Annotated in this window: 15 protein-coding genes and 1 tRNA gene; 13 read left to right on the plus strand and 3 right to left on the minus strand. The window is 56.7% G+C overall.

Going from position 1 to position 13,082, the window contains the following annotated elements:
- Positions 1-235: 235 nt before the first annotated feature.
- On the minus strand, positions 236-535 hold the full coding sequence (locus tag ACYAS9_RS26550; protein WP_463571407.1) for a hypothetical protein: 300 nt from the start codon (positions 533-535) through the stop codon (positions 236-238).
- Positions 536-843: 308 nt separating this feature from the next.
- Between ACYAS9_RS26550 and thrS the strand changes: the two genes are divergently transcribed.
- From thrS to ACYAS9_RS26600, 10 genes are all read left to right on the plus strand, one after another.
- Positions 844-2,766, plus strand: coding sequence for a threonine--tRNA ligase (gene thrS / locus ACYAS9_RS26555; RefSeq protein ID WP_463571408.1), 1,923 nt, complete (start codon positions 844-846; stop codon positions 2,764-2,766).
- Complete coding sequence (gene infC, locus ACYAS9_RS26560) at positions 2,766-3,317, plus strand: translation initiation factor IF-3 (RefSeq protein WP_459744168.1); 552 nt, start codon at positions 2,766-2,768, stop codon at positions 3,315-3,317. The genes thrS and infC overlap by 1 nt, the downstream gene beginning before the upstream one ends.
- A 60-nt stretch (positions 3,318-3,377) precedes the next feature.
- Positions 3,378-3,572 carry a 50S ribosomal protein L35 gene (gene rpmI / locus ACYAS9_RS26565; RefSeq protein ID WP_056839924.1) on the plus strand — a complete coding sequence of 65 codons (195 nt, stop codon included), beginning with the start codon at positions 3,378-3,380 and terminating at the stop codon, positions 3,570-3,572.
- A 30-nt stretch (positions 3,573-3,602) separates the two neighbouring features.
- Complete coding sequence (gene rplT, locus ACYAS9_RS26570; protein WP_002553161.1) at positions 3,603-3,959, plus strand: 50S ribosomal protein L20; 357 nt, start codon at positions 3,603-3,605, stop codon at positions 3,957-3,959.
- Between the two features lie 102 nt (positions 3,960-4,061).
- Positions 4,062-5,078: a phenylalanine--tRNA ligase subunit alpha gene (gene pheS, locus ACYAS9_RS26575; RefSeq protein WP_459744083.1), complete on the plus strand. Its 1,017-nt coding sequence runs from the start codon at positions 4,062-4,064 to the stop codon at positions 5,076-5,078.
- A 33-nt stretch (positions 5,079-5,111) separates the two neighbouring features.
- On the plus strand, positions 5,112-7,490 hold the full coding sequence (gene pheT, locus ACYAS9_RS26580; RefSeq protein ID WP_463571409.1) for a phenylalanine--tRNA ligase subunit beta: 2,379 nt from the start codon (positions 5,112-5,114) through the stop codon (positions 7,488-7,490).
- A gap of 3 nt (positions 7,491-7,493) precedes the next feature.
- On the plus strand, positions 7,494-7,796 hold the full coding sequence (ihfA, locus tag ACYAS9_RS26585; protein ID WP_437884046.1) for an integration host factor subunit alpha: 303 nt from the start codon (positions 7,494-7,496) through the stop codon (positions 7,794-7,796).
- Positions 7,777-8,133 (plus strand): MerR family transcriptional regulator, encoded by a 357-nt coding sequence (locus tag ACYAS9_RS26590; RefSeq protein ID WP_463571410.1) that lies wholly within the window; start codon positions 7,777-7,779, stop codon positions 8,131-8,133. Before ihfA ends, ACYAS9_RS26590 begins: the two co-directional genes overlap by 20 nt.
- Before the next feature lie 91 nt (positions 8,134-8,224).
- Positions 8,225-8,301 (plus strand) — tRNA-Pro (locus ACYAS9_RS26595).
- A gap of 232 nt (positions 8,302-8,533) precedes the next feature.
- Positions 8,534-8,791: a DUF1652 domain-containing protein gene (locus tag ACYAS9_RS26600; protein WP_463571411.1), complete on the plus strand. Its 258-nt coding sequence runs from the start codon at positions 8,534-8,536 to the stop codon at positions 8,789-8,791.
- Positions 8,792-8,820: 29 nt separating this feature from the next.
- Here the strand turns inward: ACYAS9_RS26600 and ACYAS9_RS26605 are convergent, their stop codons facing one another.
- Both ACYAS9_RS26605 and ACYAS9_RS26610 read right to left on the minus strand, forming a co-directional pair.
- Positions 8,821-9,141, minus strand: coding sequence for a YceK/YidQ family lipoprotein (locus tag ACYAS9_RS26605; protein ID WP_463571412.1), 321 nt, complete (start codon positions 9,139-9,141; stop codon positions 8,821-8,823).
- 91 nt (positions 9,142-9,232) lie between these two features.
- Complete coding sequence (locus tag ACYAS9_RS26610; protein ID WP_463571413.1) at positions 9,233-9,538, minus strand: hypothetical protein; 306 nt, start codon at positions 9,536-9,538, stop codon at positions 9,233-9,235.
- 462 nt (positions 9,539-10,000) lie between these two features.
- On the opposite strand from ACYAS9_RS26610, the gene ACYAS9_RS26615 reads away from it, so the two are divergent.
- Genes ACYAS9_RS26615 through ACYAS9_RS26625 form a run of 3 tightly spaced genes read left to right on the plus strand, consistent with a single transcriptional unit; the run spans position 10,001 to position 13,076 of the window.
- Complete coding sequence (locus ACYAS9_RS26615; RefSeq protein WP_463571414.1) at positions 10,001-10,489, plus strand: glycoside hydrolase family 24 protein; 489 nt, start codon at positions 10,001-10,003, stop codon at positions 10,487-10,489.
- Positions 10,486-10,611: a hypothetical protein gene (locus ACYAS9_RS26620; RefSeq protein ID WP_463571415.1), complete on the plus strand. Its 126-nt coding sequence runs from the start codon at positions 10,486-10,488 to the stop codon at positions 10,609-10,611. Before ACYAS9_RS26615 ends, ACYAS9_RS26620 begins: the two co-directional genes overlap by 4 nt.
- 2 nt (positions 10,612-10,613) lie before the next feature.
- Entirely contained in the window at positions 10,614-13,076 is a 2,463-nt protein-coding gene (locus tag ACYAS9_RS26625) for a PAS domain-containing protein (RefSeq protein WP_463571692.1), read from the plus strand.
- Positions 13,077-13,082 lie beyond the last annotated feature (6 nt).

Below are 13,082 nucleotides of genomic sequence, written 5' to 3' on the forward strand. Positions count from 1 at the left end.
CTGCTCAGGCCAACTGGGCACACGCCGCTATGATAGTCCAAATGCACGAGTCACGCGCCATTTAGGTAGAAACTTTATCGGGAGCAGGTGCACAAATCTGCGCCTGATCACGCCAAAAGCCTTTTTTCCAACGCATAACGGCGTTTTTAAACGGCTGGTTGTGCGGCTCAAGGCCCCGTAAATACAGGGCTTCGAGTCTTTCGGACAGAAAACTTACCGACTGCGTAAAATGTTTCTATTTTACGCAGTGTTGCGCCACCAGATTCTGCAGTTTGCTGGCCAGCGCAGGGTCTGGAGCCGCAGATGGGTTGTTCATGGCTGCAATTTCCTTGTCGCTGAAGTTCGCATCGATCTGTTTGGCGCCACATTCGCAGTGAGCCTTGGCGCTCTTTTCATCCAGTTTCTGCTCTTTGGCAGCGCTGATGCATTGCTGGGTGAAAGTACTGCGGGTTGCGCTGTCCATGGCCGCCTGAGCACCCAGCGGGGTGGCCAGAACAAGGCAGGAGAGAAGTGCAGAACGGCTTGGAAGCTTCATGATGTTCTCCTTCGCTGGAACATTCTTTACGGGCTTGAGACACCTGTTCTGACGATATCCGGGCGCGACGGTTCAGCCCGATAGACGAATTCGATCTATTTTCAGGCCGATACGTGTCTATTCAGGGAGCTGTGCTAGGATGCGCGTCCTGTTGTAATCACGTTTCGTATAATCCAGTCATCTGGTTCGGTTCAAGGTTGGCCTGACGGCTCCTGCCACTGTGAGGCAGGCATACCACCGAATCGCGTACTGGCTCATCCCAACCCACGTGACCTTTGGTAGGGGTCACCACTAGGAGAGGAGGCGCCATGCCCATCATTACTCTTCCCGACGGCAGTCAACGTTCTTTCGATAATCCGGTGTCGGTTGCCGACGTCGCGCTTTCCATTGGCGCAGGCCTTGCCAAAGCCACCGTGGCTGGCAAAGTCGACGGCAAGCTGGTTGATGCCAGCGACCTGATCAGCACCGATGCCAGCCTGCAGATCATTACCCCCAAGGATCAGGAAGGCCTGGAAATCATCCGCCACTCCTGCGCCCACCTGGTCGGTCATGCGGTCAAGCAGCTGTACCCGACTGCCAAAATGGTCATCGGTCCGGTCATCGACGAAGGCTTCTATTACGACATCGCTTACGAGCGCCCCTTTACGCCGGACGACCTGGCGGCGATCGAGCAGCGCATGCTGCAACTGATCGACAAGGACTACGACGTCATCAAGAAAGTGACGCCGCGCGCCGAAGTGATCGAGGTTTTCGCGGCTCGCCAGGAAGACTACAAGCTGCGCCTGGTCGAAGACATGCCGGACGAGCAGGCCATGGGCCTGTATTACCACGAAGAATACGTCGACATGTGCCGCGGTCCGCACGTGCCGAACACTCGCTTTCTCAAGGCATTCAAGCTGACCAAGCTGTCCGGCGCCTACTGGCGTGGCGATGCCAAGAATGAGCAGTTGCAGCGTGTCTATGGCACTGCCTGGGCCGACAAGAAACAGCTGGCTGCTTATATTCAGCGCATCGAAGAAGCTGAAAAGCGCGATCACCGCAAGATCGGCAAGCGCCTGGGCCTGTTTCACACCCAGGAAGAAGCGCCGGGCATGGTGTTCTGGCACCCGCAGGGCTGGACCCTGTATCAAGTGCTTGAGCAGTACATGCGCAAGATTCAGCGCGAGAACGGCTACCTGGAGATCAAGACCCCGCAAGTGGTCGATCGCAGCCTCTGGGAGAAATCCGGGCACTGGGCCAACTATGCCGACAACATGTTTACCACCGAGTCGGAAAACCGCGATTACGCTATCAAGCCGATGAACTGCCCTTGCCACGTGCAGGTGTTCAACCAAGGCCTGAAGAGCTACCGCGAGCTGCCGCTGCGTCTGGCCGAGTTCGGTGCGTGCCACCGTAACGAGCCTTCGGGTGCGCTGCACGGCATCATGCGCGTGCGTGGCTTTACCCAGGACGATGCGCACATCTTCTGCACCGAAGAGCAGATGCAGGCCGAGTCGGCTGCTTTCATCAAGCTGACGCTGGACGTGTACGCCGACTTCGGCTTCAAGGACATCGAACTCAAGCTGTCGACCCGTCCCGAGAAGCGTGTCGGTTCCGATGATTTGTGGGACCGCGCTGAAAGCGCATTGGCCTCGGCACTGGACAGCGCAGGCCTGCCGTACCAGTTGCAGCCGGGCGAAGGTGCGTTCTACGGTCCGAAGATTGAATTTTCTCTCAAGGATTGTCTGGGTCGTGTCTGGCAGTGTGGTACCCTGCAGCTCGATTTCAACCTGCCGATCCGTTTGAGTGCCGAATATGTCTCCGAAGACAACGGCCGCAAGCACCCGGTAATGCTACATCGCGCGATCCTGGGATCGTTCGAACGCTTCATTGGTATCCTGATTGAGCACTACGAGGGTGCGTTCCCTGCGTGGCTCGCTCCGACCCAGGCGGTGATCATGAACATCACCGACAAGCAGGCCGAATTTGCCCTGCAGGTCGAAAAAACTCTGCTCGAAAGCGGATTCCGTGCCAAGTCCGACTTGAGAAATGAGAAAATCGGCTTTAAAATCCGCGAGCATACTTTGCTCAAGGTTCCTTATCTCCTTGTGATAGGGGATCGGGAAGTCGAAACGCAAACAGTCGCTGTGCGTACTCGCGAAGGCGCAGACCTTGGCTCGATGCCGGTCGCCCAATTCGCTGGGTTCCTTACGCAAGCGGTTTCCCGGCGTGGTCGCCAAGATTCGGAGTAATTATTATTAAGCGTGATATGAGACAAGATAAACGAACTGCACCAAAAGCCCCGATCAATGAGAATATCTCGGCGCGCGAGGTTCGGTTAATTGGCGCTGATGGCGAGCAGATTGGCATCGTCTCTATTGATGAAGCGCTTCGTATCGCCGATGAGGCGAAACTGGACCTGGTAGAAATTTCTGCCGACGCTGTACCCCCGGTTTGCCGAGTCATGGACTACGGCAAATCGCTCTTCGAAAAGAAGAAGCAGGTTGCAGCTGCGAAGAAAAACCAGAAGCAGATCCAGGTTAAAGAAATCAAGTTTCGTCCAGGGACGGAGGAAGGGGATTACCAGGTAAAACTGCGCAACCTGGTACGTTTCCTGAGTGACGGGGACAGGGCCAAGGTATCCTTGCGATTCCGCGGCCGTGAGATGGCCCACCAGGAGCTGGGTATGGAGTTGTTGAAGCGGGTCGAAGCCGACCTCGTGGAATACGGCGCCGTCGAACAGCATCCTAAGATGGAAGGACGCCAGCTGATCATGGTCATCGCCCCGAAAAAGAAGAAGTAACCACCAGGGCACGGCAGGCCTTGCGGTTATGTTTATCAACTGAATGCGGAGTATCCGAACATGCCAAAGATGAAAACGAAAAGCGGTGCAGCCAAGCGGTTTTTGAAAACTGCTAACGGCATCAAGCATAAACACGCTTTCAAGAGCCACATCCTGACCAAAATGTCGACCAAGCGTAAGCGTCAATTGCGCGGCAGCAGCCAGCTGCACGCATCTGACGTGGCAAAAGTCGAGCGCATGCTGCGCCTGCGCTAATTTTGATCAAGAATTAAGAGGAAGTAACTCATGGCTCGTGTTAAGCGTGGCGTCATTGCCCGTAAGCGTCACAAAAAGATTCTGAAACTTGCAAAAGGCTACTACGGCGCACGTTCGCGTGTATTCCGTGTTGCCAAGCAAGCGGTTATCAAGGCAGGCCAATACGCCTACCGTGACCGTCGTCAGAAAAAACGTCAGTTCCGCGCTCTGTGGATCGCTCGTATCAACGCTGGTGCTCGTGTTAACGGTCTGTCCTACAGCCGTTTCATCGCTGGCCTGAAAAAAGCGTCCATCGAGATCGACCGTAAGGTTCTGGCTGATCTGGCTGTGAACGAAAAAGCGGCGTTTGCTGCGATTGTCGAGAAAGCTAAAGCCACTTTGGCCTAAGTCCCCGACAGTCACCGGTCCTGATTTTCAGGGCCGGTATTGAACGTCATAAATAGGGGAAGAGCCTGCGCTCTTCCCCTATTTCGTATCTGGAGTCTGTACATGGAAAACCTGGACGCGCTGGTCTCCCAAGCTCTTGAGGCTGTGCAAAGCGCCGAAGATATCAATGCCCTGGAGCAAATCCGGGTCCACTACCTCGGCAAAAAAGGCGAGCTGACCCAGGTGATGAAGACCCTGGGCAATATGCCTGCTGAAGAGCGCCCTAAAGTCGGCGCCCTGATCAACGTTGCCAAGGAGCGTGTCACAGAGGTTCTCAATGCCCGCAAGGCGTCGTTCGAGGAGGCAGAACTGTCTGCCAGGCTCGCGGCCGAGTGCATTGACGTAACCCTGCCGGGCCGTGGTCAGACCACTGGTGGTCTGCATCCGATTACCCGCACTCTGGAACGTATCGAGCAGTTCTTTACCCATATCGGCTACGGCATTGCCGAAGGCCCGGAAGTCGAAGACGACTACCACAATTTCGAGGCGCTCAACATCCCAGGCCATCACCCGGCCCGGTCGATGCATGACACCTTCTATTTCAACGCCAACATGCTGTTGCGTACCCACACCTCGCCGGTGCAAGTGCGGACCATGGAAGCTCAGCAGCCGCCGATCCGCATCGTCTGCCCGGGCCGTGTGTATCGCAGTGACTCCGATATCACCCACTCGCCGATGTTCCATCAGATCGAAGGCCTGCTGGTTGATCGCGACATCAACTTCGCTGATCTGAAAGGCACCATCGAAGAGTTTCTGCGCGTGTTCTTCGAAAAAGAACTGGCCGTGCGTTTCCGTCCGTCGTACTTCCCGTTCACCGAGCCTTCGGCAGAAGTGGACATGGAATGTGTGATGTGCAGCGGCAAAGGCTGCCGTGTCTGCAAGCAGACCGGCTGGCTTGAAGTCATGGGTTGCGGCATGGTGCACCCGAATGTGCTGCGCATGTCCGGCATCGATCCCGAGCAATTCCAGGGCTTCGCCTTTGGTATGGGGGTCGAGCGTCTGGCCATGCTGCGTTACGGCGTCAACGATTTGCGCCTGTTCTTCGACAACGACTTGCGATTCCTTGCGCAATTTCGCTAGTCGGGCCCGTAACGAATCTTTCAGGAGAGCAGGATGAAATTCAGTGAACAATGGCTGCGTGGCTGGGTAAGCCCGCAGGTATCCCGCGATGAGCTGGTGGCTCGTCTGTCGATGGCCGGTCTTGAGGTTGACAGCGTGACGCTGGCCGCCGGCGTATTCTCAGGTGTTGTGGTGGGCGAGGTGCTGAGCACCGAGCAGCATCCCGATGCCGACAAGCTGCGTGTTTGCCAGGTCAGCAATGGCGGCGAGACTTTCCAGGTGGTGTGCGGCGCGCCCAATGTGCGCCCCGGCCTGAAGATTCCGTTTGCCATGATCGGCGCGCAACTGCCGGGCGATTTCAAGATCAAGAAGGCCAAGCTGCGCGGCGTCGAGTCTAACGGCATGCTGTGTTCGGCTGCCGAGCTGGAGCTGGGTGAAGGCAACGACGGCTTGCTGGAGCTGGCCGCCGATGCGCCGGTGGGCGAGGACATCCGTGTCTACCTGCAGCTGGACGATGCGAGCATCGAGGTTGATCTGACCCCTAACCGTGGCGACTGCCTGTCGCTGGCCGGTCTTGCCCGTGAAGTCGGTGCGCTGTACGACGCGCCGGTTACCCGTGTACAGGTTCCAGCGGTTGCCGTGGCCCACGACGAAGTGCGCCCGGTTGAAGTGCTGGCGCCAAACGCCTGCCCGCGTTATCTGGGCCGGGTGATCCGTAATGTCGACCTGTCGCGTCCGACCCCGCTGTGGATGGTCGAGCGTCTGCGTCGTTCGGACATCCGCAGTATCGATGCGGCGGTAGACATCACCAACTACGTGATGATCGAGCTGGGTCAGCCGCTGCACGCATTCGATCTGGCTGAAATCAACGGCGGCATTCGTGTGCGCATGGCCGAGGAGGGCGAGAAACTGGTCCTGCTCGATGGTCAGGAAGTCACGCTTCGTGCCGACACCCTGGTCATCGCCGATCATCAACGCGCACTGGCCATCGCCGGCGTAATGGGTGGCGAGCATAGCGGCGTGACCGCCAAGACTCAGGATATCTTCCTGGAAAGCGCCTTTTTCGACACCATTTCCGTGGCGGGCAAGGCACGTTCCTACGGCCTGCACACCGATGCCTCGCATCGTTACGAGCGCGGTGTCGACTCGCAACTGGCACGTGAAGCCATGGAGCGCGCCACTGGCCTGCTGCTGGACATCACTGGCGGTGAAGCCGGTCCGATCGTTGAGGTTGCCAGCGAGCAACACCTGCCGTCGATTGCGCCGATCACCTTGCGTGCCAGCCGCGTCGAGCAAATGCTTGGCCTGGTGATCGAAGACGCTGAAGTCGAGCGTCTGCTGACGGGGCTGGAACTGACCACGACTCGTCAGGCTGACGGCGAATGGCGCGTCGAAGTGCCAAGTCATCGTTTCGATATCAGCCTTGAAATCGACCTGATCGAAGAGCTGGCGCGTCTGTACGGCTACAACCGCTTGCCGGTTCGCTACCCGCAAGCGCGCCTGGCGCCACAGGCCAAGGCCGAAGCGCGTGGCGATTTGCCGGAACTGCGTCGTCTGCTGGTTGCCCGTGGTTATCAGGAAGCGATCACTTATAGCTTCATCGATCCGAAATGGTTCGAACTGTTCAATCCGGGCGCCAAGCCGCTGCTGCTGGCCAATCCGATCTCCAACGACATGGCCGCCATGCGCTCGTCGTTGTGGCCGGGTTTGGTCAAGGCATTGCAGCACAACCTCAATCGCCAGCAGGATCGCGTGCGCTTGTTCGAGAGCGGGCTGCGTTTCGTCGGCCAGCTTGAAGGCTTGAAGCAAGAGCCGATGCTGGCGGGCGTGGTGTGTGGCAGCCGCCTGCCGGAAGGCTGGGCGCAAGGCCGCGATGTCGTGGATTTCTTCGACGTCAAGGCAGATGTCGAGGCAGTGCTGGGCTTTGCCGGCGCGCTGGATGCCTTTACCTTCAAGCCGGGCAAGCACCCGGCGCTGCATCCGGGCCAGACAGCCCTGATCGAGCGCGATGGGCGTGAAGTGGGCTATCTGGGTGCTATCCATCCGGAGCTTGCGAAAAACCTGGGTCTGGATCGTCCGGTCTTCGTCTTCGAGCTGATTCTGGCCGAAGTGGCAGAAGGTCGCCTGCCGAAATTCCACGAGCTGTCGCGCTTCCCTGAAGTGCGCCGCGACCTGGCTCTGCTGGCCGATCGCGACGTAGCGGCCAGTGCTGTTCTTGATGTGATTCGAGAAAATGCCGGCGAGTGGCTTACCGATCTCAGGCTGTTCGATGTGTACCAGGGTAAAGGCATTGATCCGCATAGAAAAAGCCTTGCTGTCGGCTTGACCTGGCAGCATCCATCGCGCACTCTTAACGACGATGAGGTCAATGCAACGACGCTTGCAATCCTCACCTCACTTGAGGAAAGGTTAAACACCACGTTAAGGAAGTAACGTATGGGGGCTCTGACGAAAGCTGAGATGGCCGAACGTCTGTACGATGAGCTAGGCCTGAATAAACGAGAAGCCAAGGAACTGGTTGAGCTGTTCTTTGAGGAAATCAGACACGCTCTGGAAGATAACGAGCAGGTCAAATTGTCCGGTTTCGGCAATTTCGACCTGCGCGACAAGCGCCAGAGACCGGGTCGAAATCCGAAGACAGGGGAAGAAATTCCTATCACAGCTCGCCGTGTCGTAACCTTTCGTCCAGGGCAGAAACTCAAAGCCCGAGTTGAAGCTTATGCTGGAACCAAGTCATAACGACGAGCTACCGCCCATACCGGGCAAGCGCTACTTCACCATTGGTGAGGTAAGCGAGCTCTGTGCGGTAAAGCCGCACGTTTTGCGCTATTGGGAACAGGAGTTTCCTCAGCTCAGCCCCGTCAAGCGACGCGGTAATCGCCGTTATTATCAGCACCAGGACGTGATGATGATCCGGCAGATCCGCGCCCTGCTTTATGAGCAGGGCTTTACCATTGGTGGCGCGCGTCTGCGCCTCACCACTGGCGAGCCCAAGGATGATGCCCAGCAATACAAGCAGATGATTCGGCAGATGATTACCGATCTGGAAGATGTACTGGTTTTGCTCAAGTCATAAAATCAGTTCGGCAAAATGCTTCCACAATTCAAAAGCTTAGGGTATATTCCTCACCACTTCCGCAGCATTGGAAGCGTTTCAAAACCGGAGTCGGGGCGTAGCGCAGCCCGGTAGCGCACTTGCATGGGGTGCAAGGGGTCGAGTGTTCGAATCACTCCGTCCCGACCAATATTTTCAATGACTCAGGCCAATGTTCACAGCATTGGCCTTTTTCATGTGTGTACGTTTTGCGGGACTTCGCTTGCATCGCACTGTCGTTGTATGGAAAACCCCATTCCTGGCTCACGTACCCGGCAATTCGCAGAGCGACAGTGGCTTTACTGCCTGGGAATTTTGTCTGGCCATGATTTAACCTCTTTCGTCTATAGTTGGTTAAACAAAAGCCTGACAAGGACAACCCATGTATTCGAAAACCGAGCTGCAGCGTGTGCTTGAAACCGCCTTTCTACCCAGCAAGTGCGAATGCGCCAGTGCGACCAGTGACAGCCTGTCGGTGAAGCTTATCAACCCTGTCTCAGGCGAGATCGAGTTGTACGTGGCAAGCATTCCGCTGTCTGATCTGGCGACCAGCCGCTCGATTGCCAAGGTCGTGCTTTCGCTGAAAGAGCAAAGGGACCTGATGGCGCAGATGACGCTGTCCATGAGGCGGCTGGGGTAGGGCAGATACGAAAAGCCCGAGCGGCATTGTCAGTACGCGAGTCTTCGAATAGGTACGTTGCCGCGCTTGTATTGCTGATAACCGGTATAGGGAAGGATGACGGTGTCAACAACGCCCGACGCGGCCATGTCCAGCAAGATAGGGAAGGGCGCCCAGTGAGCCCCTGATCGCTGAGGGCCATTCAGGTTGCAAAACTGATAGGCAACGCCGCTATAGGCCCGAGGGATCGTGTGGCAGTCGGTCTGCCACCTTGCCAGGTCGTCCACGGCTTTCGCCTGGTCTGACACTGTTCGAACGGTTCCGCATCCACTCAGCGCCAGGCCAAGTACCAATCCAATCCATAGTTTCATAAGTGCCACCTGTCCTTTGATGGCCTGATCATATCCCGATCAATTCCTGACGTGCCACTGTGCGGGTTTTTCATTCGTGCGTAAGAAAGGGCTAACCGTTTGCCTGAACCGCCAGCATCGCGCGCTCTTTGGACAGGGGCTTAAGAATGCCGGGGGAGCTGCCGATCTTCAGGTACAGGAAGTAATTGTCCTGGCTGTTCCGCACGATGCGGTAAACCTCAGCCGTTCTATCGGTACTTGGTGTAACCACCTTGTCCACCAGCAGCTTGTACTGCTCGATGTTGAGCGTTGCGAGAGCTGCGCGGAATTCCACATCGAGCTTTTCTTTGCCTCGCTTGCGCGCATAGAAGATCACTGCGATCAGAGCAGCCAGGAGTAAATAGGGGAGCAGTTCCACAGTGGTAGTTCCTTCAGTACGTTCGGCTCTGTACGTAAAGTGGCTATGCCCGGTCGCCAACTTTTCGTACAGACCCTACAGCATAATCATGACCAGGTCATAACCTGGACCCCAAGTGCTGGACGGGATCAGCAAACAGATCCTTGCAGCATTTAAAACGTCACAAACGGCATGCGCGGCGGCTATTTAAATACGCGACGCAGTGGCATATTCTTGGTCGGCGCCGCAAGAGGATAGGCGGCTGGCGACATTATTGATCTGTTCAATATTCGCTACTTCTCGCATAAGGAGTTTTTCATGCCGTTCTCGAAAAAAGTCTCCCCACACGAAACCCTGATCCCCCTGAATGCTGGCGGCCTCGCAGTCTAGAGCCGCTGCAATGATTACAAATCCCGCCTGGACAACAGCCCTCGGTCGCTGAGCATTGTATGAGTGCGGCTTCTTTACGTCTGGAGAAAGTGAATGGCACGAATTATTGAATCCGCCGCCGGTGGAAAAAATGTGGTCGCGTTTCTGGACATGATTGCTTATTCGGAAGGCACTTCGACCGTCAAAGGAAGCGACGACGGTTACAACGTCCTCTATGGCGGTGGCTTGTTCACGGGTTACCTTGATCACCCACGGCAGCGCCTGACCTTTCCCATCAATGGCAAGCCTGTCACCAGTACCGCAGCGGGCCGTTATCAGTTGCTGTCCCGCTATTGGGATGCTTACCGGGACAGTCTGCGTCTGCAAGGCGGATATATCCCGGAGAATCAGGATCGTGTGGCGCTGCAACAGATCCGCGAGCGTCACGCACTGGATGATATCAAGACCGGTAGAGTCGACCAGGCCATCCTCAAGTGCTCGAATATCTGGGCCAGTTTTCCGGGTAACAACTACGGGCAAAATCCCCACAAAGCCGAAAAGCTGCTGGCTTTCTTCGTTTCTGCTGGCGGTGTTCTGGCGTGATCGCGTTGGCCACCGGTGAAGCTGAGCCCAATGGGCTGGTCGCACTTGCCGCGCAGCTTTATGATGCTTCAATTTCTGTGGTCACGCGCATTTCAGGCGTCGATGATCTGGAGAGTAATTGAGCGTGTTAGAGCAAGACGCTACATCGCCCGCTGTGCAGCGAGGTGCAGAAGAGGAATTCTCGCCGCTGGCACTGATAGAACGTGAGCGAATCGTTCTGGGTCAGATTGCCAGAGGCGTGCCGGTGGCAGAGGTGCTTCACGATCTGCTGATCGCTGTTGAAGCGCATCGCCCGAGCATGATGGCCTCCGTTCTTTTCCTGAGCGAAGATGGCCAACACATGCTGCACGGCGCCGCCCCCAGTATTCCCGATGCCTACAATCAGGCCATCCATGGCATTGCCATCGGTGAGGGTATCGGCTCATGCGGTACGGCGGCCGCTCGAAAAAAGCCGGTCTATGTCACTGACATTGCCACCGACCCGCTGTGGGAAGGGTATGCCGAACTGGCCGTTTCCCATGGCTTGCGTTCTTGCTGGTCCATGCCTATTACCGCCTCTGACGGGGTTGTCCTGGGTACCTTTGCGATGTATTACGGTGAGCCGCGAGCCCCGACCTACAGCGATATAGAAGCCATTCAGGTCATTGCACAAACGGCTGCACTGGCGATTGAACGACACCAGCTGGACCAGCGCCTGCTCAAAAGCAAAAACGAGTTGCGCGCTTTAAACGCGGAGCTTGAGCGCAAGGTCCATGAACGGGCGACTGAAAGAAGTCGTACATGGCTGCTGAGTCCGGATCTTCTTTCAGTCATCAGTGCCTCGGGCGTAATTGAAGCCTCCAATCCTGCCTGGCTGAATGTGCTGGGCTGGTCGCCAGAAGACCTGCAAGCCACGTTTCTTTCGTTTGTTCATCCGGACGACCTCAGTGCAAGCGAAGCGGTCTTTTCCGATGCGGCAGACGGACGTCCGGTACTTCGGTTCGAAAACAGATATCAACATCGTGACGGGAGTTATCGTTGGTTGTCATGGGTGGCGGTTCTGGAGGAGGGCAAGGTCTATTGCCGCGCCCGCGATGTCACTCAGGAGAAAAAGCATGCGGCCAGCCTGGCCCTCAGGGAACAGGAAAGGGACAGGGCGTGGGGGCTTTCAAGAGAGTTGCTGGTCATTGCCTCGCCTGACGGCACGCTTGATGAGGTGAATGCCCGCTGGCATGAGCAACTGGGCTGGACAGAAGAGCAACTTCAGGGCTCCAGGTTTTCCGATTTCACACACCCTGAAGACCTTGAGGGAGCCCATGCAGCCTTCGAAGGAATCTTCAAGGAGCCCTTGGTCGTACCGTTTGAATATCGGCTGCGGCATAAAGACGGGTCTTACCGGTGGTTCAGCTGGACTGGAAGTTTCCAGGATGGCCGTGTGTATGCCGCTGGCCGTCATGTGACTTCCGAGCGCGAGCAGGCAGAGGCCTTGCGACAGTCGCAAAAAATGGAAGCGGTAGGTCAGTTGACCGGCGGAGTCGCCCACGACTTCAACAATCTGTTGACGGTTATCCGCTCATCCACCGACCTTTTACAGCGTCCGAATCTCAGTGATGAGCGGCGAGCGCGCTACATACAGGCGATTTCCGATACGGCGGACAGAGCCGCGCAACTGACTGGGCAGCTTCTGGCGTTTGCACGAAGGCAGACGCTGAAACCCAAAGTGTTCGCGGCATGTGACAGCGTGCGCAGCATCAGTGCAGTGATCGAGACCCTGACCGGATCTCGCATTGAAACGGTGACTGAACTGCCCGAGAAGTCCTGCTTCGTCAATGCGGACCTTAGCCAGTTCGATACCGCCCTGGTGAATATGGTCGCGAATGCGCGCGATGCCATGGCTGGTGAGGGCAAGTTGACGATTACCGTGCGCGGCGTCGAGTCGATGCCAATGATTCGGCTTCATCCTCCTGTCAAAGGTCCCTTCGTTGCCATCTCGATCACGGATACCGGCACGGGCATTTCTGCCACTCAGCTCGATAATATTTTTGAGCCGTTCTACACCACCAAGGGCGTCGGAAAAGGCACCGGCCTGGGACTGAGTCAGGTCTTTGGATTTGCCAAACAGTCGGGCGGTGAAGTGGCCGTGGTCAGTGAGATCGGCAAAGGCTCGACCTTTACCCTGTATTTGCCGCGCGTCAGCCAGGAAGTGCAGGCACCGCCTTTCGAGATGCCGGTGCGAACACTGGAACAAGGGCATGGCACCCGAGTGCTGGTAGTGGAAGATAACGCCGATGTGGGCAGTATCGCCAAGCAGGCGCTTTCGGAACTTGGATATGTCACGTATTTGACCACCAGCGCCCACGACGCCTTGAATGAACTCAAGGTGGGTTCAAACCGGTTTGATGTAGTGTTCTCCGATGTCGTGATGCCTGGCATGAGCGGTATCGATCTGGCCCAGGAAATACGCACGCTTTACCCGCGATTACCCGTTGTACTGACCTCGGGCTATAGCCATGTTCTGGCGCAAAGTGGAACAGACGGGTTTGAGCTTTTGCACAAACCCTATTCGGTCGACGAGCTGTCCAGAGTCTTGCGTAAAGTGGTGGGCTAGCCACGC

Source organism: Pseudomonas sp. HP_08 (genome assembly GCF_055284095.1).

Bases quoted from the DNA above. Each gene is read 5' to 3' on its own strand.
- ACYAS9_RS26590 (WP_463571410.1), top strand. From the start codon at position 7,777: ATGCTGGAACCAAGTCATAACGACGAGCTACCGCCCATACCGGGCAAG.
- pheT (WP_463571409.1), top strand. From the start codon at position 5,112: ATGAAATTCAGTGAACAATGGCTGCGTGGCTGGGTAAGCCCGCAGGTA.
- rpmI (WP_056839924.1), top strand. From the start codon at position 3,378: ATGCCAAAGATGAAAACGAAAAGCGGTGCAGCCAAGCGGTTTTTGAAA.
- ACYAS9_RS26615 (WP_463571414.1), top strand. From the start codon at position 10,001: ATGGCACGAATTATTGAATCCGCCGCCGGTGGAAAAAATGTGGTCGCG.
- ACYAS9_RS26600 (WP_463571411.1), top strand. From the start codon at position 8,534: ATGTATTCGAAAACCGAGCTGCAGCGTGTGCTTGAAACCGCCTTTCTA.
- ACYAS9_RS26550 (WP_463571407.1), bottom strand. From the start codon at position 535: ATGAAGCTTCCAAGCCGTTCTGCACTTCTCTCCTGCCTTGTTCTGGCC.
- ACYAS9_RS26605 (WP_463571412.1), bottom strand. From the start codon at position 9,141: ATGAAACTATGGATTGGATTGGTACTTGGCCTGGCGCTGAGTGGATGC.
- rplT (WP_002553161.1), top strand. From the start codon at position 3,603: ATGGCTCGTGTTAAGCGTGGCGTCATTGCCCGTAAGCGTCACAAAAAG.
- ihfA (WP_437884046.1), top strand. From the start codon at position 7,494: ATGGGGGCTCTGACGAAAGCTGAGATGGCCGAACGTCTGTACGATGAG.
- pheS (WP_459744083.1), top strand. From the start codon at position 4,062: ATGGAAAACCTGGACGCGCTGGTCTCCCAAGCTCTTGAGGCTGTGCAA.
- thrS (WP_463571408.1), top strand. From the start codon at position 844: ATGCCCATCATTACTCTTCCCGACGGCAGTCAACGTTCTTTCGATAAT.